The 20441-nt window shown below is 64.6% G+C and carries 19 protein-coding genes; 9 read left to right on the forward strand and 10 right to left on the reverse strand.

Features of this window, described 5'->3' with window-relative positions; genetic code table 11:
* Positions 1 to 10: 10 nt before the first annotated feature.
* Positions 11 to 928, reverse strand: coding sequence for an oxygenase MpaB family protein (locus ABFX19_RS07295; protein WP_346027916.1), 918 nt, complete (start codon positions 926 to 928; stop codon positions 11 to 13).
* Positions 929 to 1074: 146 nt separating this feature from the next.
* On the opposite strand from ABFX19_RS07295, the gene ABFX19_RS07300 reads away from it, so the two are divergent.
* The gene (locus ABFX19_RS07300) at positions 1075 to 1533 is read left to right on the forward strand and encodes a glutathione peroxidase (protein ID WP_346028052.1); all 459 of its coding nucleotides are present in this window, start codon (positions 1075 to 1077) and stop codon (positions 1531 to 1533) included.
* Here the strand turns inward: ABFX19_RS07300 and ABFX19_RS07305 are convergent.
* A complete protein-coding gene (locus ABFX19_RS07305; RefSeq protein ID WP_346028053.1) occupies positions 1530 to 2420 on the reverse strand; it encodes a Cof-type HAD-IIB family hydrolase in 891 nt (296 codons plus the stop codon). The genes ABFX19_RS07300 and ABFX19_RS07305 overlap by 4 nt on opposite strands.
* A 119-nt stretch (positions 2421 to 2539) precedes the next feature.
* Between ABFX19_RS07305 and ABFX19_RS07310 the strand changes: the two genes are divergently transcribed.
* Both ABFX19_RS07310 and ABFX19_RS07315 read left to right on the forward strand, forming a co-directional pair.
* Positions 2540 to 3166 (forward strand): hypothetical protein, encoded by a 627-nt coding sequence (locus ABFX19_RS07310; protein WP_277359817.1) that lies wholly within the window; start codon positions 2540 to 2542, stop codon positions 3164 to 3166.
* The gene (locus ABFX19_RS07315) at positions 3159 to 4547 is read left to right on the forward strand and encodes a multicopper oxidase domain-containing protein (RefSeq protein WP_277359816.1); all 1389 of its coding nucleotides are present in this window, start codon (positions 3159 to 3161) and stop codon (positions 4545 to 4547) included. The genes ABFX19_RS07310 and ABFX19_RS07315 overlap by 8 nt, the downstream gene beginning before the upstream one ends.
* Here ABFX19_RS07315 and ABFX19_RS07320 read toward each other — a convergent pair.
* On the reverse strand, positions 4516 to 4917 hold the full coding sequence (locus ABFX19_RS07320) for a hypothetical protein (protein ID WP_346027917.1): 402 nt from the start codon (positions 4915 to 4917) through the stop codon (positions 4516 to 4518). The genes ABFX19_RS07315 and ABFX19_RS07320 overlap by 32 nt on opposite strands.
* Before the next feature lie 82 nt (positions 4918 to 4999).
* On the opposite strand from ABFX19_RS07320, the gene ABFX19_RS07325 reads away from it, so the two are divergent.
* The 3 genes from ABFX19_RS07325 (at position 5000) to ABFX19_RS07335 (ending at position 7188) form a co-directional block, all read left to right on the forward strand.
* Complete coding sequence (locus tag ABFX19_RS07325; RefSeq protein WP_346027918.1) at positions 5000 to 6103, forward strand: multicopper oxidase domain-containing protein; 1104 nt, start codon at positions 5000 to 5002, stop codon at positions 6101 to 6103.
* Between the two features lie 112 nt (positions 6104 to 6215).
* Positions 6216 to 6515 carry a type II toxin-antitoxin system VapB family antitoxin gene (locus ABFX19_RS07330; RefSeq protein ID WP_056546123.1) on the forward strand — a complete coding sequence of 100 codons (300 nt, stop codon included), beginning with the start codon at positions 6216 to 6218 and terminating at the stop codon, positions 6513 to 6515.
* Complete coding sequence (locus ABFX19_RS07335; RefSeq protein WP_346027919.1) at positions 6508 to 7188, forward strand: LytR C-terminal domain-containing protein; 681 nt, start codon at positions 6508 to 6510, stop codon at positions 7186 to 7188. Before ABFX19_RS07330 ends, ABFX19_RS07335 begins: the two co-directional genes overlap by 8 nt.
* Before the next feature lie 38 nt (positions 7189 to 7226).
* Here ABFX19_RS07335 and ABFX19_RS07340 read toward each other — a convergent pair whose 3' ends face one another.
* The 3 genes from ABFX19_RS07340 to aceA form a co-directional block, all read right to left on the reverse strand.
* Complete coding sequence (locus tag ABFX19_RS07340; RefSeq protein WP_346027920.1) at positions 7227 to 7922, reverse strand: DsbA family oxidoreductase; 696 nt, start codon at positions 7920 to 7922, stop codon at positions 7227 to 7229.
* A gap of 120 nt (positions 7923 to 8042) precedes the next feature.
* A complete protein-coding gene (gene aceB / locus ABFX19_RS07345) occupies positions 8043 to 9659 on the reverse strand; it encodes a malate synthase A (RefSeq protein WP_346027921.1) in 1617 nt (538 codons plus the stop codon).
* A 30-nt stretch (positions 9660 to 9689) separates the two neighbouring features.
* Positions 9690 to 11009, reverse strand: coding sequence for an isocitrate lyase (aceA, locus tag ABFX19_RS07350; protein ID WP_346027922.1), 1320 nt, complete (start codon positions 11007 to 11009; stop codon positions 9690 to 9692).
* A gap of 132 nt (positions 11010 to 11141) precedes the next feature.
* Here aceA and ABFX19_RS07355 point away from each other — a divergent pair, with 132 nt between their 5' ends.
* Together ABFX19_RS07355 and ABFX19_RS07360 are read left to right on the forward strand one after the other, a co-directional pair.
* On the forward strand, positions 11142 to 12623 hold the full coding sequence (locus ABFX19_RS07355) for a helix-turn-helix domain-containing protein (protein ID WP_277359423.1): 1482 nt from the start codon (positions 11142 to 11144) through the stop codon (positions 12621 to 12623).
* Between the two features lie 26 nt (positions 12624 to 12649).
* Positions 12650 to 13195: a CGNR zinc finger domain-containing protein gene (locus ABFX19_RS07360; RefSeq protein WP_346027923.1), complete on the forward strand. Its 546-nt coding sequence runs from the start codon at positions 12650 to 12652 to the stop codon at positions 13193 to 13195.
* 87 nt (positions 13196 to 13282) lie between these two features.
* On the opposite strand, the gene ABFX19_RS07365 is transcribed toward ABFX19_RS07360, so the two are convergent.
* From ABFX19_RS07365 to ABFX19_RS07380, 4 genes are all read right to left on the reverse strand, one after another.
* On the reverse strand, positions 13283 to 17383 hold the full coding sequence (locus ABFX19_RS07365; RefSeq protein ID WP_346027924.1) for a S8 family serine peptidase: 4101 nt from the start codon (positions 17381 to 17383) through the stop codon (positions 13283 to 13285).
* Positions 17384 to 17622: 239 nt separating this feature from the next.
* Complete coding sequence (gene thiD, locus ABFX19_RS07370; protein ID WP_346027925.1) at positions 17623 to 18435, reverse strand: bifunctional hydroxymethylpyrimidine kinase/phosphomethylpyrimidine kinase; 813 nt, start codon at positions 18433 to 18435, stop codon at positions 17623 to 17625.
* Positions 18436 to 18477: 42 nt separating this feature from the next.
* Entirely contained in the window at positions 18478 to 18927 is a 450-nt protein-coding gene (locus ABFX19_RS07375; protein WP_056546138.1) for a YdeI/OmpD-associated family protein, read from the reverse strand.
* A gap of 46 nt (positions 18928 to 18973) precedes the next feature.
* Positions 18974 to 19459: a hypothetical protein gene (locus ABFX19_RS07380; RefSeq protein ID WP_346027926.1), complete on the reverse strand. Its 486-nt coding sequence runs from the start codon at positions 19457 to 19459 to the stop codon at positions 18974 to 18976.
* Between the two features lie 186 nt (positions 19460 to 19645).
* On the opposite strand from ABFX19_RS07380, the gene ABFX19_RS07385 reads away from it, so the two are divergent.
* The gene (locus tag ABFX19_RS07385; protein WP_277359418.1) at positions 19646 to 20353 is read left to right on the forward strand and encodes a queuosine precursor transporter; all 708 of its coding nucleotides are present in this window, start codon (positions 19646 to 19648) and stop codon (positions 20351 to 20353) included.
* Positions 20354 to 20441 lie beyond the last annotated feature (88 nt).

Genomic DNA, 20441 nt, shown 5'->3' on the forward strand with positions numbered 1-20441 from the left:
GCAGCGCACTTCAGGCGCCGGCGGGCGGGTGCTTCTGCACCCGCCTGATCCGGCGCAGTGCTGCCTGCTCGGTGGGACTCTGACTGCCCAGGCCGAGCTTCATAACCCCCAGCACGAGCAGGACCGCCGGCTTCACCGGCAGCCTAACCGGCCCAAGATGTGGCAGGGACAGGCCGAGGAGTTCGCGTTGCCGGGGAGTCAGCGTGGCCACAGCACCGGCGAACAGTACCCGGTACCCAAGGCGCTGTGAGCGCGGAAGCGGCGGACGCCGGATGTAGGCCAGCGCGTCCTGAACCTGTTCGCTGGAAGTGAGTTCGCCGTCGTACGCGGAAAGCTGCTCACGCAGTTCGCCGGCGCTCCGCGGCGGGTCGCTCACGCCCATCAATTCACCGGCTTTCGCCCACTGCCGGACATACTCGTCCGCGCCGCCGGGAAAGCTGAGCCCATACTGTTGGTGCGCGCTGAGGAAGGCGTCGGTGAAGGCCAGATGCACCCAGCGCAGCAGATGGGGATCATTGGCGCTGTAGGCGCGTTCGACGCCGTTTGCGTCCACGTACGTGCCGGTCACCTTCTCATGCAGGCGGCGCACCCAGGCGGACGCGCCGCGTGCGGCATCCGTTGACCCGTAGGTCACGGTGAAAATCCAACGGATGGTGTTGGCCAACCGGCCAAGCGGGTCCTCGCGGAAGTTCGAGTGGGCATACACTCCCGCCATCGCCCCGGGATGCAACGCCTGCAGCAGGAGGGCACGAATGCCGCCCACTGTCGGGGTCATTGAACTGTGGACTGCCCAGACGGCTGAGCCGGGAGCGAAGTAGCCGGCGTCATCGCCGTCAGCCAGTTCCTCCGTCCAGGCAGGCGGGTGGGCGCCGGTGCCCGTGAAAGTGTTCTTGAGCTCGACGCGGAGGCGGGTGAAGGGTGACGCCATGGCACCAGTATGCAGGGTCAACCCGTGAGTCCCATCCAGAAAGGGTTGGCTGACGAACCGCCTTCAGCGACAATTTCAAGCCGAACACCGTTTCACTTCAAGGAGCACCAGTGTCCCCGCAGAACCTTCACGACATCCCGCTGACCATGATCGACGGGACCGAGCGCAGCTTCGGCGATTTCCGGGGCAAGACGGTCCTCGTGGTGAATGTCGCCTCGCAGTGCGGCTTCACCCCTCAGTACGCGGGCCTCGAGGAGCTCTACCGGAAGTACGCGGACCAGGGATTTGTGGTGCTCGGTGTTCCGAGCAATCAGTTCATGGGCCAGGAGCCGGGAACTGAAGCGGACATCCAGGCCTTCTGCTCGATGAACTTCGGGGTGACGTTCCCACTCACCACGAAGAGCGACGTCCGGGGACGGAACCAGCACCCCCTGTATGCAGAACTGACCCGGTTCCGGACGGGCGTGCTGCCGGGCCTCGTGAAGTGGAACTTCGAAAAATTCCTGGTGAACGACGCCGGCACCGTCGTTGCGCGGTTCGCCCCCACAGTGGAGCCGGACTCCGAGGAGATTGTCACGGCGATCGAGGCCGCACTCGCCGCTTAGGCGCGGGAAACCGCCGTTTCGGCGCAGCGCAGCAGGAAGGCGGCACCGGCGTCGTCGTTGGTCAGCTCACCTTCGATGAGGACCGGGTAGGGCTTTTCCGGAACGCCGTCGGCTGGCCGGACATCGACGTGCGCAACGCTGTAGCCATGCTCGTGGAGGTAGTCGGCCATGGCGTAATCAGTGCGTGAATCGCCTACGGTCCGCCAGGTATGGGGGATGTCTCCGTCGATCAGGCGCAGTGCACGCTCTGCACCCAGGTCCTTGCCGACGCGCACGGATTCAATGTCCGTGGAGATGATGGTGGGGTCAACCCGGTAGTCGACGCTGTCATCGCTGTCCGGCAGGTGGTGCGCCAGCCGGCAGACGCCCATGTCGAAGTGCCGCATGATGTCCAGGACGGCGGCATCGAAGGGGCCCTGCCTGTCGAGGTAGTCCTGGTTCCCGACATCAACGCGCTGCTCGATCGACACCATGGCGCGCTTGGTCTCGTCGAAGAACATGTGGTCGGCGAACTGTTCCTCCACCAGCCGGCGCACCTCATCACCGAACTCCTGCGGCAGCGCGAGGGTCTCGTCGACGTGCACCTCGGTGGCGCCCTCAGAGGTGAAACTGAACCAGGTTGCACCCTTCTCGCAGATGGCGTGGAACGTCATCCCGGCAGGGATCCCGGCGGCCAACATCGGCTTCAGAACCTCTGCGCGGATGAACTCATCCGAGCGGCCGGTATTGAAGATCACCGGCCATCCTGCTCCTGCCAGCGCGATCAGCGCATCAATGATTTCCGGCCGCACGGTACGTGTAACGGGGCTGGCAACGGGTCCGTCGACGTCGAGAAGCAGGCCGATGGGAGCGGGCGCGGTTGTGGAGGAGAACACCGAAGCAGTCACCGCCCCAGTATCCGCGTCTCGGGCCGCCGCGAGGAAATCGGTGACGCGCAGGGTTTCCCCAAGGTCTGAAGATGACACTAAATTCCTGCAGCATCCAAGGCACGATATTGAGGCGAGTAATGGCGATTGAAAAGATCGCGCTGGCCGAGCAGGATGCGGCTGACCTGATGCCTGGGGAGGCAGCCGACCGTCCCATCGGACTGACGCGACGAGTGTTTGGCATTTTGATAGGTACCGGTGCACTTGGCACCGCAGCGGGTTGGGGGATAGTCTCCGCCGCCGGTGGCACCGAGGAGGTTCCGACGTCGTTCGGAACCGTTCGCATTGCAGCGGCTGAGCGGCAGGCCCGCATGGTTGGCGCGGTGGGAGGCCACGCGAGTAGCGCAGCGCACGGGGCCGCTCCGCCAGGCGCTTCGGCGCAACCGTTCAACCACACCTGGGGCGAACACCTGGCAGTGAAACTGGAGGTACGCAACACCTCCGAGCGCAACGTGCTGTTTGCGCCGGGACAGCTGCGCCTCCTCGTGGCGAAGACGACGACGGTGACGAACCGTGGTGCCGACGTCGCCAAGATCCTGCTCACGGCCGGCTCCCACCGCAGCGTGTGGGTCAGCTTCCTGGTTCCGAGCGGCGTAGCAGGACTAGCCGCACAGTTCACCGATCCCTGGGGCGGCCCGGCTCCGTTGGCGTTGGCGCTTCCCCGGATCTCCCTTCGACCAGGCTCACTGGAGGACAACCATGGCTGAGCAGCTCCCTCCCGAAATACTGGCGCGCGGGGATCTCCTCAAGTTGGGAGCAGCGGCCGGGCTGGGCTTTGCGGCCCTGCCGCTGGTGCAGCCCTCCGCTCCGCGGAACCGCGTTGCACGGACGCCGGTCCCGTTGGCGCTCGCTGCGCAGCCAGGGGTGCTGGACCTCTACATCAACGAGGGCTACCTGAAGATGGTGGACGACACGCTTGTCTACCACCGCGGGTTCGGCAGCCGACCGACCGACGTTGATGACCCGAGCCCGAGCCTCACCATGGACCCGACGGTGATCACCGTTGCAGGTGACGTGGTTCCCAGCCGCAGCTACCCGCTCGAGGCTCCGCTGCCTACGCGCGGAACACCGGCGCCGCTGCGGGCTGATGCGGCCAATCCCGGCCAGTTCCTGATCCGCCGCAACTACTGGGCGAGCTACTTCCCGGCGCGGACCATCATCGCCGAATTGGGCAGCACCATCCGCTTGCGCATTCAGAACCGCCTGGGCAAACCGCACACCCTCACCGTCTTCGGTGCCGGGGCCGACGGCGGTGACCTCACGACCGGCCCTGTTGCCCCCGACTCCGTGGCCACCCTTGATTTCCCCTGCCCGCGACCGGGAACCTACATCTTCGCCGACCCGACCAACGCGCCGGTCGAACGTGTACTCGGCCTGTTCGGGGTGCTCGTGGTCATGGACCCGGAGCACCAGTGGGATATTGCGGAGGACCTTGCAACGTTTGAGCGGCAGTGGGTGTGGATCTGCCACTGCGTGGAATCACGCTGGGCGTCCATGGAAGCTGCGGGACAAACCGTGGATCCTGTGCAGACGCCGGCGCTGCCGCGCTACTTCACGCTCAACGGGCGCAGCGGGTTTGAATCCCTGGGCATAACCTTCGACGACACCGTCAATCTCGCCACCGAGGAGGAAACCCTGATCTCGGGCTATCCGCGGCAATTGGATGTACGCCAGTTCGGTGAGGGAACGGAGGCGGGCACGCTCCGCGGCGGCCAGCTGGTGCGCCTGATCAACCCCGGGATCTGCCTGCACCAGATGCACTTTCATGGGAACCACATCTGGACGGTCCGCCGAAACAACGTGGACTGGCCGCGGCACGAGGGGTTCGTCGACAACGAAGGCCACGTGGTCCTCCAGCAGTGGGAGGACGTCGTTGAACTGGCGCAGATGGACACCAAGGACTGCATCATCCCGATCAAACGTCCGCCGGACGCCATCGACCCGGTTTGGTTTGCACGTACCGGTGACTGGGTCTACCCGATGCACTGCCACGCTGAGCCGTCTCAGACCGCCGCCGGCGGCATGTACCCCGGCGGGCTTGTTGCCCACTGGACCCTCAAGGGCCCGATCCCAGGAGCCACACCGTGAGTATTTTCAGCCGCAAGCGGAGTGAGAGACGCTCGAGTCGCCGCTCGATCCGCGCAATCGAAAGAGCCCAGGAAGTCGCCGAACGCCGTCGTCGTGAAGAGGAACGACGGCGGGAGGCAGCTGAGCGCCGCAGGCGGGAGGAGGAACGCCGGCGAGCGGCGGCGGCAGAGCGCCGCAGGCGGCGGTCTTCGCCCAAGCCGAGCGTGTCACCGAAGCCGAGTGCGTCGTCGTCGGCGTCTGCGTCGGCAAGCGCGACCGCAACGGCGGGCGCCACTCCCAGTGCCACCGCTTCCGCCACCCAGAGCGCCACTCCAACGGCCACCGCCTCTGAATCCGTCACGCCGTCGGCGACAGCGGATCCAACGGTCACAGCGGAGCCCACCACCACCGCGGAGCCGACCGCAACGGCTGAACCAACGGAACAGCCGGATCCGGTCGGAGGGGTGGAACCGGTGCTGCATCACCGCTTCCAGAGCCAGGTGGATTTCAGCTCGGACCAGCTGGAGGTGGAAAACCCCGTGACGGAATTCCTGCAGACCCCCGCGGTTGCCGTCGACTTCGACTTCCACAGCCGCGACCTCGTTATGGACGATGGCGCGGAATTCGAGATGTGGAGCTTCGAGGACGACACGCACGAGCGGGGCTTTCCCGGCCCCACCCTGCGGGTCCAGGAGGGGAAGGTGTTTCACGCAACGGTGCACCCGAGCAAGGGACCGCACACCATTCACTGGCATGGCATGGAACCTGACCCCCGGAACGACGGCGTGGGGCACACGTCATTCGAGGTGGACGGGCAATACACCTACCAGATGCAGCCCGAACCGGGACGGCCCGGCGACCCGAACTACGGGGCAGCGGGAACGTACTTCTACCACTGTCACGTCAATACGCCGCTGCACGTCCAGATGGGGATGTTCGGTCCACTGGTCATCGATCCGGTGGTGCACCCTGCCTATCCGGTGAGCCCCGGCGCTCGCCGTGCCTTTGTGGACGGACCGGAGTATGACATCGATACCGAGGCGTTGCTCGCGCCCTACTCGCTGGATCCGCGGTGGCATGAGATGAACCATGCTGACGGTCTGTCTGGAGAAGACGCCGGCCTCAACCGGTTTGAGCCCGAGCATTTCTACGTCCTGGGCGGGGAACTTGCCCGCCGTCCTGCCGGCAAGGAAGTGGTGTGGAGTCTTTCCAGCCTGCGCGCCAATGTGAAGGGCGGTCCGAAGAAGCCGACGCTCCTGCGGACGCTCAACGCCAACTACCTGCCCACAACGCTGATCTTTACCGACGCGGATGGAACCGAAGCGCGTATCGCCGAATTGATCTCCCACGATGGCCGGCCGTTCCGGGACACTTCCGTTCCGAATGTCCCCGCACCGAGTTGCCGTGATGCCGGTTATCCGTTGACCGCCAGCAGGCTCGCCTACGGCGCCGCCGAGCGCTTCGACATGCTGCTGCATCCGCCGACGGCCGGTCGGTACTACCTTCGGGTGCAGTGGGAGGACTGGGTCACCGGGGCGGTCCTCGGTACACGCACCATCCCGATCGACGCGACCTGACACTCAATGCCACCCCGTGAAGGAGGACTTTTCCGGTAACTCTTTGGCGACGACGGGCACGCTGCCAGAGCGCCACATTCCCTTGGGGCAATATCTTGCCTAGGCTGTGTTGGTGATCTTCAAAGCAGTGAGCGATGGACGCCCGTACCCCGACCACGGACACGTGACCCCCAAAGACTGGGCCAACGTAGCCCCACGCCAGGTTCGGCTGGACGAACTCGTCACCACCAAGACCACGCTAGACCTCGAGGCGCTGCTGGCCGAAGACTCAACCTTCTTCGGGGACCTCTTCCCGCATGTGGTGCAGTGGAACAACACGTTGTACCTGGAGGACGGGCTGCATCGGGCAGTCCGTACGGCACTTCACCAGCGGACCATCCTGCACGCGCGCGTTCTGGTTATCGATGGCTAGGACACCGAAACGCAAGCCGATCCGATCGAAGAAGAACCCGATCGAATGGCACGGTCACCGCATTGTGACCGAGAACGATCTCGAGACGGTCTTCGCCGATGACGGAAATGTCGAACGCCCGCACGTCTACATGCGCAGGCTGCGCCACGGTGTGGTGCTGGTACTGCTCCTCGCTCTGGTGACCGCCGCCGTGCTCTTCGCGCTGGCCCTGGCCCGGGGGGACATCCAGCTCACCGCCAGCCAGCCATCGGCGAGCCCCGTCAGCGCCTGCCCTGCCGGTCCGTTCGAGCTCGTTGATCCTGCCACAGTGACCGTGAACGTGCTCAACAGCACCAGCATCGCCGGGCTGGCAGGGAATGGTTCGGCGGCTCTGGAGGAACGCGGCTTCACGGTGAACTCCGTCGGCAACCGGTCCGTTGGTCAGACCAACATGACCGCGATCATCGTCTCCGGGCCGTCCGGGTATGCACAGGCATTTACGCTGCAGCGAACCATTCCCGGAACAATCTACGTCGAGGATGAGCGGCCGGACGCCACCGTGGACGTTGTGCTTGGGTCCGAGTTCGAGGCGCTGGTGCCCGCTGAGAAAGTCAACGCCGAACCGGGCGGGCTGGTCTGTGAACTGCCGTCCACAGCGAGCCCCACGCCCGCGCCGTCGTCAGCTGCTCCGTAGGAACGGAACCGCAGACGACGACGGCGCGCGCCGGTCAGCTAGCAGCCGTCTGGTCCGCAGACCTCGCCATCGGGCGAGGTGGATACCGGGATCAGGGGATGGGCTTCCTGCCACGCCTGGTCCAGAGCCTGCCGGAAGAGCTCGACGGGCTGTGCGCCGGAGATGCCGTACTTCCGGTCAATCACGAAGAACGGCACGCCGCTCACCCCGAGGGTCTGGGCCTCGCTGATGTCCCGCCGTACGTCGTCGGCGAAGCGGTCGCCGGCCATGGTGTCGCGGACAGACTGCTCATCGATGCCGAGGTCATTGCCCAGTTTCACGAGCACGTCGGTATCGGAGGTGTTCAGACCCTGCTCGAAGTGCGCCGAAAGGATGGCTTCCTTCGCTTCGTTGCCGTGACCAAGCGACTTCGCGAGGTGCAGGAACCGGTGGGCGGGGAAGCTGTTGCCAACAACCACGGAGTCGAAGTCGAAGTTCACGCCGACATCGGCCGCTGACGTGGTGAGCTGGTTCCACATTTGGCGGACCTGCTCAGGGGCAATTCCCTTGCGTTCGGAAAGGTACTGCTGCTCGGTTCCGTCATAGTGCTCGGGGAGGGTGGGGTCCAGCTGGAAGCTCTTCCACGTCACTTCCACGCTGTCCCGGTGCGGGAATTCAGCAAGGGCTTTCTCGAAGCGGCGCTTACCGACGAAGCACCACGGGCATTTGACGTCAGACCAGATTTCAATGTGCATACCTTTCCCAACGGGACGACGGCGGCGCGCTATTCCCGCCGCACCACCTCGCGTTGATTTGGCAGGACACGCCCCTTAGCGCTCCGCAAGAGGGGTGTCCTGCCAGATCAACGGCCGGGGTTAGCGCTGCAGGGCCAGCGCCGGCCGCTGCCCGGCGCGGAGGTGCCGGGTGTAGGCGGGGAGAGTCAGGAATTCGGGGAAGTCCTCGCGGAGGGCCACTTCCTCGAAGAGCCGACGGGCGTCGTCGTACCGGTCATCATCGAAGCGCGGCAGCCGGTCAAATTCATCCTCCAACATCTGTTCCACCCACTCACGCGTGATGAACTCGCCGGTGTCAGTCACGGCATGGACGTGGATCCACTGCCAGATCTGCGAACGGGAGATCTCCGCGGTGGCGGCGTCCTCCATCAGGTTCTTCAGGGTCACCGCGCCATGGCCGCGGAGCCACGTTTCAAGGTAGCGGACGCCCACCGTCAGGTTGGTCCGGATCCCGGTTTCCGTGATGAGGCCCTGCGTTCCGGTCAGGTCGATGAGGGCGCGGTCATCGGGCACCACGTCCGTGCGCTGGCGGTCCAACTGGTGTGGGCGGTCGCCGAGCACCACGTCGAACACGGCCCGCGCCACCGGGACCAGGTCCGGGTGAGCCACCCAGGCGCCGTCAAAGCCGTCGCCGGCCTCGCGGGACTTTTCGGTGCGGGCCTGTTCCCTGGCGATGGCGTTGATGGCGTCATCGCGGCGGCTGGGAACGAAGGCGGCGGGTCCGCCGATGGCGTGGGCGCCGCGCCGATGGCAGGCGCGCACCAACTGCTCGGTGTAGGCCCGCATGAACGGGGCGGTCATGGTGACCATGGTCCGGTCAGGCAGGACAAAGCGGGGGCCACGGAGCCGGAAGTTCTTGATGAGCGAGAAGATGTAGTCCCACCGCCCGGCATTCAGGCCGGACGAGTGCTCGCGGAGTTCGTAGAGGATCTCCTCCATCTCGAAGGCGGCGGTGATGGTCTCGATGAGCACGGTGGCGCGGATGGTGCCGCGGGGGATGCCGAGCAGCTGCTGGGAGCGGAGAAAGATGTCGTTCCACAGCCGCGCTTCGAGGTGGTTCTCCAGCTTCGGCAGGTAGAAGTAGGGTCCTCGGCCGGAATCGATCAGCCGGTGGGCGTTGTGGAAGAAGTAGAGCCCGAAGTCCACGATGCTGCCCGAGAGCGGTTCGCCGTCGACCAGCAGATGCTGCTCCGGCAGATGCCAGCCCCGCGGACGCACGACGACGGTGGGCAGCTTTTCGCCGAGCCGGTACTCCCTGCCCTCCTCGGTGGTGAAGTCGATGCGGCGTCGCAACGCGTCATGCAGGTTGAGCTGTCCGTTGATGACGTTGGGCCAGGTGGGGGTCAGCGAATCTTCCAGGTCCGCCAACCATACGTTGGCGCCGGAGTTCAGGGCGTTGACCGTCATCTTGCGGTCCACCGGGCCGGTGATTTCGACCCGGCGGTCCTCCAAGCCGGGAGCCGGGGGCGCAACCTGCCAGCCGCCGTCGTTCCTGATGTGTGCGGTGTGGGCCAGGAATCGCGGGTCCTCGCCGCGCGCGATCCGGTTCCGGGTTTCCCTGCGCCGCTGGAGCAGCTCCTGGCGTCGTGGCTCGGCGAAGGCGTGGAGTTCGCTGAGGAAATTGAGCGCTTCGGGGGTGAGGATTTCGTCCTGGCGGGGGATGGGCGGTGCGGTCAGCCTGATGCCGTGTGTGTTCATGGAAGGTGCTCCTTCAAAACGGGGAGGGGTTTAGTGGAACTGCTGGGTCTCGGTGGAGCCGGCGAGGGCCAGGGTGCTGCCCTTGGGGTTGAGGGCGCTTGCCACCTGGTCGAAGTAACCGGTGCCGACCTCGCGCTGGTGGCGTGTGGCGGTGTAGCCGCGTGCTTCAGAGGCGAATTCCTTTTCCTGAAGTTCCACGTAGGCGCTCATGCCGTCGGCCGCGTAGCCGTGGGCGAGGTCGAACATCGAGTAGTTCAGCGCATGGAACCCGGCGAGGGTGATGAACTGGAAGGTGAAACCCATGGCGCCGAGCTCGCGCTGGAACTTGGCGATGGTCGTGTCGTCGAGGTGCTTGCGCCAGTTGAACGACGGCGAGCAGTTGTAGGCGAGCATCTGATCGGGAAACTCGGTCTTGACGGACTCAGCGAAGCGCCTGGCGAGCTCAAGGTCCGGGGTGCCGGTTTCCATCCAGATCAGGTCCGCGTACGGAGCGTAGGCGCGTGCCCGCGCAATGCAGGGATCGATTCCGTTGCGGACCTCGTAAAACCCTTCCGGTGTGCGTCCTCCGGTGAGGAACGGGCGGTCCCGCTCGTCGACGTCGGACGTGAGAAGTGTCGCCGCTTCGGCGTCGGTCCGGGCCACGATGACCGATGGAACGCCGGCGACGTCGGCTGCCAGTCTCGCCGCGTTCAGCGTGCGGACGTGCTGTTGCGTGGGGATGAGGACCTTGCCGCCGAGGTGCCCGCACTTCTTCTCGGACGCCAGCTGGTCTTCCCAGTGCACGCCTGAAGCGCCGGCTACGATCATCGACTTCATCAGCTCGAACGCGTTGAGCGGCCCGCCGAACCCGGCCTCTGCGTCTGCGACGATCGGCACGAGCCAGTCTTCGACTGACTGCGTCCCTTCGGCCCACTCGATCTGGTCCGCACGCTGCAGCGCGTTGTTGATGCGGCGCACCACCTGTGGGACCGAGTTGGCCGGGTACAGCGACTGGTCCGGGTATGTCTGGCCGGAGAGATTGGCGTCGGCTGCAACCTGCCAACCGGACAGGTAGATGGCCTTCAGCCCGGCCTTCACCTGCTGCACTGCCTGGTTGCCGGTCAGCGCACCGAGGGCGTGGGTGTATTCGCCCGTTTCTGCCTGGGAGGTGAGCTGCTGCCACAACTTCTCGGCGCCGCGGCGGGCGAGTGTGTGTTCCTCCTGGACGCTTCCACGAAGGCGTACGACGTCGGCGGCCGAGTAATCACGCTGGATCCCTTCCCAACGCGGATCAGCTGCCCACTCCAGCTCGAGTTCGTGGACCGCTTCGGTGCGGGTATTGCTGCCTGGGGTTCCGGCTTCCTGCGTCATTGCGTTTCTCCTTCCGGGAGGCGTTGGTGCCTCTGCGGTAACTGCTGGTGAGAGCAACGATTCAGCATCCTGCACCCCCGAACCAGAGCAAACCTATGGAAAGAAACGCATTTCTTCGCGTATCGTCAAGAAATGACTACTTCGAGCTGGAATCGCACCCGGCAGCCCGAACTTGAATCCGTTCCCGAGGGTGAGGACGCGATCAGCCTCGGCCGCCGCCTGCGGCACCTCCGCAAGAGCCGGCGCATGACGCTGGAGGAGCTGGGCGCCGTCGTCGGGACAGCGCCGTCCCAGCTCTCATTGATGGAGAACGGCAAGCGTGAGCCCCGGTTGGGCATGCTGCAGTCGCTCGCGAAAGCGCTCGGGGTGAGCATCGACCAACTGCTGGGTGCGGAACCGCCCAGCCGGCGGGCTGCGTTGGAGATCGCCCTCGAGCGGGCTCAGCGGGGTCCGCTGTACGAGTCGCTCGGGCTGCCGAAAGTCCGCACGTCGGCGCGGCTGCCGATGGAGGCCCTTGAAGCGTTGGTGGGTCTGCAGGCGGAGCTCGAGCGCCGGTTGAATGAGCAGGTGGCAACGCCGGAGGAGGCCCGCCGCGCCAACGCCGAGCTCCGCGGCATCATGCGCAGGCAGAACAACTATTTCCCGGATATCGAGGCCGAGGCACAGAAGGTCCTTGCCTCCGTCGGCCACACCAGCGGGCCGCTCTCGCAGCACCTCATCGCCGATATCGCTGCGCATCTCGGGTTCACGTTGCACCATGTGGGGGACCTGCCGCATTCCACCCGATCGGTGACGGATCTGAAGAACCGGCGTATCTATCTCACGCAGTCGCAACGGACGGACCATGACCCGCGGTCGGTCCTGCTGCAGGCTCTCGGCCACTACGTTCTGCAGCATGAGACACCGGAAAACTATCGGGAGTTTCTGAGGCAGCGGGTGGCCACGAACTACTTCGCGGCGGCGCTCCTGCTGCCCGAGAAGGCAACGGTCGATTTCCTCCAGACGGCGAAGTCCGCCAAGGAGATCGCGGTCGAGGACGTTCGGGACGCGTTCGCCGTCTCCTATGAGACCGCGGCCCACCGGTTCACCAACCTCGCAACCCAGCACCTGGGCATCCCCACCCACTTCCAAAAGACCCACCAGAGCGGGATCATTTACAAGGCCTACGAGAACGACGGCGTGACCTTTCCGCAGGATCACACCGGCGCCATCGAGGGCCAGCCCTCGTGCAGGAAGTGGACGTCCCGCGTGGTGTTCGATGTTCCGGACCGCTTTTCCGCCTACAGCCAGTACACCGACACACCGAGCGGCACCTACTGGTGCACTGCCCGCACCGAGCGGGCCGCTGCCGGCGAGTTCTCCCTCAGCGTCGGCGTGCCCTATGCGCATGTGAAGTGGTTCCGCGGACGTGAAACTTCCATCCGTGGTGAGTCCCGCTGTCCGGAGGAATCATGCTGCAAGCTGCCGCCGTCGTCATTGGCGGGTGAGTGGTCAGGCTTCGCCTGGCCCAGCGCGCGTGCGCACTCCCACCTGCTGGCGGCCATGCCGCCCGGCGCATTTCCCGGTGTTGACGAGACCGAGGTGTACTCCTTCCTGCAGGCGCACTCGGGCTAGTCTGGAGCGAGACTGACAGGAGCCTCATGCTTTTTGCCAATGACACTGAAGAGGGTTTGCGCAGCGCGGCCGCGCTCGTGAATACCGAGGATGGGGAGCAGCTTCCCGACGTCGGCTCCCTGCACCGGTTTGCCCGGAACTGGAACTGGACCGGCAACCTGGCGCTCGATGACGCAGAACTGGGCGCCGTCCGTCGCCTTCGCCCGCGTTTGCGCGCCTTATGGGACGGCGATGAGGACTACGTGGTGGAGACGGTGAACTCCCTGCTGCGCGAGTTCAACGCCCTGCCGCAGCTGGTGCGGCATGATTCCTGGGATTACCACATCCACGCAGTCCCGCGGGAGGCGCCGCTGTCCGCGCGCATGGCCGTCGAGGCGGCAATGGCTTTCGTTGACCTGGTGCGTAGCCGGGAGCTGAGCCGATTGCGGCTGTGTGCATCGCCGGACTGCGGGAACGTGCTGGTGGATCTGTCGAAGAACCGGTCGCGGCGGTTCTGCGAATCGGGTTGCGGGAACCGGGCTGCGGCGGCGGCGTACCGCGCCCGGCTCGCTGAGCGTGCGGAGTCCGCCTGACCTTTCGAGTCCGGCAAAAAGAAACCCCCGGCCCATTTTTTGGACCGGGGGTTTCTTCGATCAGTACCTACCTACTCAACGGTGAGGTTACGGCACCATCCAGGTGAAACCGCCCCAACCGGTTCCGTTCTGGACCTTGCCCGCGAAGCCACCGGTGCCATTTCCCGAGTAGAGGAACAGCTTGCCGGCGGAGTCACGCGCCAGAAGATCCGCGTTGCTGTCCCCGTCGAAATCGCCGGGGGCAACGAGGGTGAAGTTGTTCCAGCCCTGGCCCGGCTGCGTCCGGGTGCCGAAGCCACCGGTTCCGGTGCCCGGGTAGAGGAACAGCTTGCCGGCGGAGTCGCGGGCCAGGAGATCAGCGGCGGTGTCGCCGTTGAAGTCGCCCGGACCAACGATGGTGAAGCCGTTCCAGCCCGATCCGATCTGGGTCGGCGTCAGGAAGCCGCCTGCACCATTCCCCGGGTAGAGTCGCAGCTTGCCGTCACCAAGACGGGCAATCAGGTCAACGTTGCCGTCGCCATCCCAGTCACCCGGGGTGACCATGGTCAAGCCGCTCCAGCCTTGCCCGATCTGCGTCTTTCCCGTGACCGTGCCGGTACCGGTGCCCTTGTACAGCCACAGGCGTCCGGAACTGTCCCGAGAGATGACGTCGGAGTTGCCGTCGCCGTCCCAGTCACCCGGAATCAGGATGGCGTTCATGGAGTTCCAGCCCGTACCGATGACCCGGCTCTTCAGGAACCCACCGGTGCCGTTGCCCGGGTAGAGCAGCAGTTGGCCGGCGGAGTTGCGGACAACCACATCCGGATTGCCGTCACCATCCAGGTCTTCGTTGACGGTTGCACCCGCGACCGAAATCGGGACGATCTCCTGCTTGTCACCCGTTGCATTGTGGTGATGAATGAACAGCGCCTTGGCGTCCGTGACGGACTCCTGGCGGTTGACGTTCAGTGTGACTCCAGCCGCCGAAGCGAAGGACGCCGCTGCCGGCTCGCCGCCCTCGAACCACAGTGCCGGTTCGGTGACGTTGAAGTCGATCCAGTCGGTGGTGTCGACCGGGCCACCGGAAACACCGTTCTCGTCAACGTTGAAAGCGCTCGCCGTCGACACCCGGTACTTGATCGGCGCCGAGGCGCCCAGCGTTGCGGCGTTCATACCCAGCTCCGTTACCGGAACCGGAAGGGTCACAACGTTGGTGTCGAACGTGTTGGTGTCCACACTGCCGTCCACCCCGTTGGCGAAGTAGAGGTCGGTATCAAAGACGGGTGCTCCCGCATCATCGATGGTGACAACCTCGAACAGGATCATGTCCAGTGTTGGAGCTCCGGGACCAAGATCCGAGTAACGGAGGGTCTGGACAACGTAATCGACCGTGCTGTCGCCGTCGGTATCGAGCTCGATTGACACTCCGTTGTTGCCGCCGAGCTGCGCCCAGTTCTGCCAGGTGCTGATACCGAAGTTCAGCACACCGGTTGTCGGGTCTCCGGCAGCATCAACCAGCGCCGGAACCGTTGAGGCAGCGCCTACTGCGCGGAGGTCAAACGAGTAGAGAGACTCAAGCGGACGCTCCGCTGCCTTGGGGCTCTCAGCGCCGAGGACCAGCGGTGAAACGATGGACTGGTAGGCGGATTCTCCAGGAACTCCCTGCGAGAGCCCGCGGCCTTCGAGTGCAATGCCGCTCAGGAGGTCAGAGGCGCCGTCGAAGGCAATTTCAGTTCCGGCCGAAATATCCGAGGTGGGCTTCGGTGCCGAGTAGACGGGCACACGAAGTTCCTGCCCATCAGCGCCGAGGAGCTGAATCCGGCCGGAAACGTCGGCGAGGTACTGACGCGGAATGCCGGCCTGAATCTCTTCTGCCGCCGGATCGATTGTTTTGGCGAGAGCCGCAGGATCGGCAATCGTCAGTGTGACGGTCAGCGTTGCCGGGTTGTTGGCCGGAACAGAAATCACCGCTGGTGACACCGAGATGGCAACGCCAGGCATTGTCGACGCTGCAAGGTAGCTGGCGTCATAAGTGACCGGAGCATTGGACGTGTTCTGGACGGTGACCTGCTTGGTGACCGTCAGAGCTTCAGTGCCGAGTTCCAGCACGCCGAAGTTTACCGAGGTGAGGGCCGGCTGCTCCGTCGCGTAGGCCAGAACGGATGTTTCCAGGGCTTGCATCGCGTCAACGCGTCCGGATCCCACGCGGTTCGGTGCGTAGGGAATTCCATCTGCAGTCAGGAGATCATGCGTCGCCGTGTTCATGATGACGCTCTTGGCCTGGTACGGGTTGTACTCGTTCGCGGAGAGGACCAGCGCAGCAATGCCTGCCGTGTGAGGTGCGGCCATCGAGGTGCCGCTCTTCGTCGAGGCCCCGTTGCCGGTTCCTACCTGAACTGAGCCAATGGAAACACCGGGAGCAGTCACATCCGGCTTGACCACGCCGTTGGAGCCATGGACGCCCCGCGAGGAGAACGCCGCAAGGGTGTCCTTCGCGTTGGAGGGTCCGGTAGCCGTTGCCTGATACGAGGGGTCGAGCTGGAGGACAAGCGTTCCCGCCTCCGCCGCCGGCATCAGCCTGGCGGTGTCAGCGGCGGTGAGCTGGAGGCCCGGGATCTTGTCGTTGCCGCCGATACCGGCAGGGAACACGTCAAGCGTTGTGCCGATGACGACGCCGGCGTACCCGGCTGTCGCAGCGTTGTTCCACCGATCGGCTGAGCCGCAGTCACGAGTGGTGTCATTGTCATCCCAGAACAGCCACACCCATTTGCCGGCGTTGGCTCCGGCCACAGGCAGGGCGTCGCAGCCGTCATTGTTGGCTCCGTCAGGTCCCATGACCACTTCACCCCGAAGCGTTTCGGGAGTAACTCCTTCAGCGGCGTAATCGAAGTTGACGGTGTACTGCCCGGAAGCAGGTCCCGCCACGGCCTCGGGTGCCAGAACATCAACGCGGTCCAGGGTTACCTGGGAACCAACGCTGGCCGCAACAGTCAGTGCGGATTCGGCGCTGCCGGGTGAGCCGCCGATGTCGTAGACATCGCCGTCGTTACCGGAGGATACGACCGACAGGACGCCCTGTTCGGTCAGTTCATTGACAATGTCGTTTTCGGGGTCGTCGTACGCCGGGAAGGAGGAGCCCAGCGACATGTTGACTACCTGTGCGCGGTCGTCGAAGTTGCCGTCGCCGTTGGGGTCCAGGACGTAGTCCAGGGCCTTTCCCACCACGAGGCTTGAACCCTCGCAACCGAAAACGCGGAGGGCAACAATGCCGGACTCAGGGGCAGATCCCGGGCCGATTCGCATCTCGTTGACGGTCTCCGCCGTGAGGGTGCTGTAGTCACCTTCGAACGTGGTGCCGTCAGCGTTGACTCCATAACCCGAAGAGGTGCCTGCAACGTGTGATCCGTGGCTCTGGCAGTCAAGGGGATTGAGGTCCGGCTGGGGAATTGTGCGTGCGGGATCGGTTGAGCCGGCGTCGTAGGCATCGCCCACCAGGTCATAACCGCCGAGGAACTTGGCGGCATCGTAGAGCGCGGGATCAGGTTCGGCATCAGCCTTGGCCTGATTGAAGGCCTCTATGGTGCCCGGTCCGCCGAAGCCCGCATGGGTGTAGTCAAGACCGGTGTCCAGCACGGCAATGGTGATTCCCTCGCCGGTATTGTCCCGGGCCGTCCATGCTTCGAGCGCGCGAGTGTCAATATCCGCGCCCTTGTTCTCGATGGTTTTGGGGACTATTCCGGTGATCTTCACGACGTCCGGACGGGCAGCGAGCGCCTTGATTGCCTCAGCATCGCCCTGGATGGCGACGCCGGGAAGGGTGTTGGTGGTGGTGTACAGCTGGGAAGCGCCGGCTTCGGCTGCCACCTCGTCCGCTTGTGCCTGGATGCCGGCACGGATTTCAAGAACGCGGTCGGTCCGCTGAATCGGCGTGGTGAACCCGTTGCTGCGTACTTCAGCCGGCTGCGTCTGCTCAAAGGCTCCCTTGCCAGCGAACTGGACGTAGGCCGCCGTCGTTCCCGTTTTCTCGGCGAGGTCCCGGCTGATTTTGGAATCGATTGCGGGCTGAAGCGTTATTCCCTCAGCGGTGGGGCTGTCGGAATCCGGCGCCTGCACTGCCGAAGCCGGTGCCCACATGCTGGAGGCCAGGGCGAGGCCGGTCAGCGACGCCAGCACAGCCCTTCCTGATCTCCGGCGGTATGACTTGCTCATGCTGCTCCTTACGAAGGAAGAGTCAAGGCCCATACCGCTTGAGTCCATTCCTAGCCCCCCGCAGCACTGCTGGCACGGCCAAGACCGGTGTGAGTGTTATTCCATGTGTTGCGATGGGTGCCAGCAGAGATGTGAAGCCCGTTCAGGCTTCACCCTTACAGCTTCATGTGTCACGAGTCACAAGTCAACGGATTTGGTTCGTTAAGGTAGCTAACCGGTCGAGATTTTCCTACGCGGCGCTAGACGGCCGCAGCGCCGCCCTGCCAGACCGCATCGAACGGTGCGTTCGAAGAGACCCTGTTCCTGATCCCCTCGGTCACGAAAGCCTTGGCAGTACGGGCGGCTTCCAGCGGCGCTGCACCCTTGGCCAGCTCCGCAGCGACCGCGGCCGCAAGCGTGCAGCCGGCACCGCTGACTGCGACGTTCCCCACCTTGGGGGCGCTGAGAACTTCCAGCGTCTCGCCGTCGTAATAGACATCCACGGCGTCGCTGCCTTCCAGCCTCACGCCACCTTTCGCCAGTACGACGGCGCCGCTTGCCTCATGGATGCGCCGCGCCGCTTCCTTCAGATCCTCCACCGAACGGATCTCGATTCCCGCGAGCGACTCCGCCTCGAAGTGGTTCGGCGTGACGAACGTTGCCAGGGGCAGGATGTTCGCCCTCAGCGCCTGATCAGTGTCGAGTGCCGCGCCAGGCTCCTGGCCCTTGCAGATCAGCACGGGATCCAGCACTACGTTCTTCCACTCCTGGGACTTCAGCGCACCGGCAACAGTGTCGATGGTTTGCGGAGTGCCCAGCATGCCGATCTTCACGGTGCCGATCGCATAGCAGGACTGGATAGCTTCAAGCTGATCTGCGATGACCTGGGCATCAACGGGAACGAACCGGTGGTTCCAGCTGTCCTTCGGATCGAACGAGACAATGCAGGTGAGAGCGGCGATGCCGTAGGTGCCCAGCACCTGGAACGTCTTCAGGTCCACCTGCGCGCCGGCGCCGCCGGTGGCCTCGGAACCTGCGATGGTCAGCGTAATTGCGGGTGCGTCAGTAGCCATTGCACCAGTCTGCCCGACGCCTCGCGGCTTGCGCCAACAGCATCACCGTGCCCGGCCCTCGTGCAGCATCCCGACGGACTTCTCGATCCGTGCTGCCCGGGTCTCAGCTTTCTTGGCGCCGGTGACCTGCAGCGCGTGCCAACTCTTGTTGCTGTAGGAGAGGGTGTCCCAGAACGCCTTGGCTGCAGGGTCCTTCTCGAGCGCGCCCGCAAGGTCCTCAGGTACCTCCACCTCGCGTGGGGCTGTGTCGAGTTCCACCTCGACATCATGCACTTCGCCGGCCTGGACACCGGCTTCCTGGCGCCTGTCCGCGCTGAGTCCGAACATGAACCGGCCACCCATTGACGCGATCGAAGTGCGGAAGGTGAAGCCGTTGACGGTCGCGACAATCTTCGGGTGTTTCCCGCCCCCGAGTTGCTCGACGATGGATTCCGGAACTTCGAACCCTGCCGTGTTCTTGCCGGATGATTCGAGCTCAGCGCGAAACTGCATCGTTGCCTCCACCTGTCGAGCTGCTCTGAACGACGTTGGCTGCAGATTATCCCGATCGTGCCCCGCTTGTCTCGGCTTTCTCCGGGTAGATCGTGACGAGTTTCCAGACGCTTGCCCGGCCGGCGGCGGCAGCAGTCCCGACCACAGCACCCGTCGCAAAGGATTCGAATCCGCCGCCGCCCGCGATGAGAGTAATGAGCGTGGATAGGAGCGCGAAGACCCCGAAGAATGCCGCGATGTGCAGCACCTGATTGGCCACCGGCCGCAGGGCGAGGCCGAGGAGCAGCGCGACGCCGAATCCGACGACCGTGATGGGGATACCTAAGATGGCTGCAAGCGCTACGAAGGAAAACGTCTCCCACGGCATTGACCAGCCAAAACTTATGCCGACAGCAGTCGCCAGCAAAAGGTGAGTGACCCCCGTTCCGGTCAGCAGCGCGAACGGGCCGAAGGCAACCCGGCGGGCGCGGCCGGCGCCATTATGATGCGGAGCCGGCTGCGCGTCGTCGTCGTGCTGGTGGAGGTGCTGCACGGCCGCTCCTTTGTGAACGTGTTCAGTTCAATGTAGGGACTGGCCCTGCACATGTTCAATTCGATGCTCCGCGACCGCTCACCGGCCGACGTGGGACAATTATCAGACGCCTGGGGGCAGCCGGGCGACAGTGCTAATACAGCGGGCCCTTTGGGCTGCGCGAACCACTTCCACGAATGAGAAACAATGACTCAACTGCAGGACCATGCCCGCGCGCGTTACGCGACCGCCGGCAGCGCAAACTTCTCGATCATGCTGGCGGTTCTTGCCGTCGTCGTCATCCTTTCCAATATCGGCGCATCGAAAGGTGTAGTGATCGGGCCGATCATCGGCGACTTCAGCATCATCACGGACGGCGGGTTCTTCCTCTTCCCGCTCGCGTACATCATCGGTGACGTCATCAGCGAGGTGTACGGCTTCAAGGCCGCCCGGCTCGGGATCATCGTGACGTTTGTGCTGTCGGTCTTTGCATCGCTCGCCTACGCCGTCATCATTGCGCTGCCGGGGTTCGACGATGACTTTGGTCTCGCCAAGCAGGAAGCGCTGGAGTTGGCGCTCGGTCCGGTACCGCTGATTGTGCTCGCGTCTCTGCTGGGGTTCGTTGTGGGGCAGACGCTCAACTCGCTGGTGCTGGTGCGGATGAAGTCGCGGTTCGGCGAGCGCAGCATGGTGGCCCGCCTCATCGCCTCGACCGGTGTCGGGGAATTCGCTGACACGCTGATCTTCTGCGCCATTGCCGCTTCGGTGATCGGCATTACGGATTTCCCGACGTTTCTGAATTACCTCTTCTTCGGCTTCGTCTACAAGACGCTGGTGGAGGTGCTCCTGCTGCCGGTCACGACCGCGGCCATCCGCTGGGTGAAGCGTCGGGAACCGAGCTACGCGGCCGCCTAGCGGCGCCCGTCAAGAACCCCGTCCCCTTGCGCCGCCCTCCGCAAAAGTGCCGTTGTTGTGCAGGATCGTGGGGACGTCCCCACGATCC

It is taken from the genome of Arthrobacter parietis (genome assembly GCF_039530425.1).
GTDB lineage: Bacteria > Actinomycetota > Actinomycetes > Actinomycetales > Micrococcaceae > Arthrobacter_D > Arthrobacter_D parietis.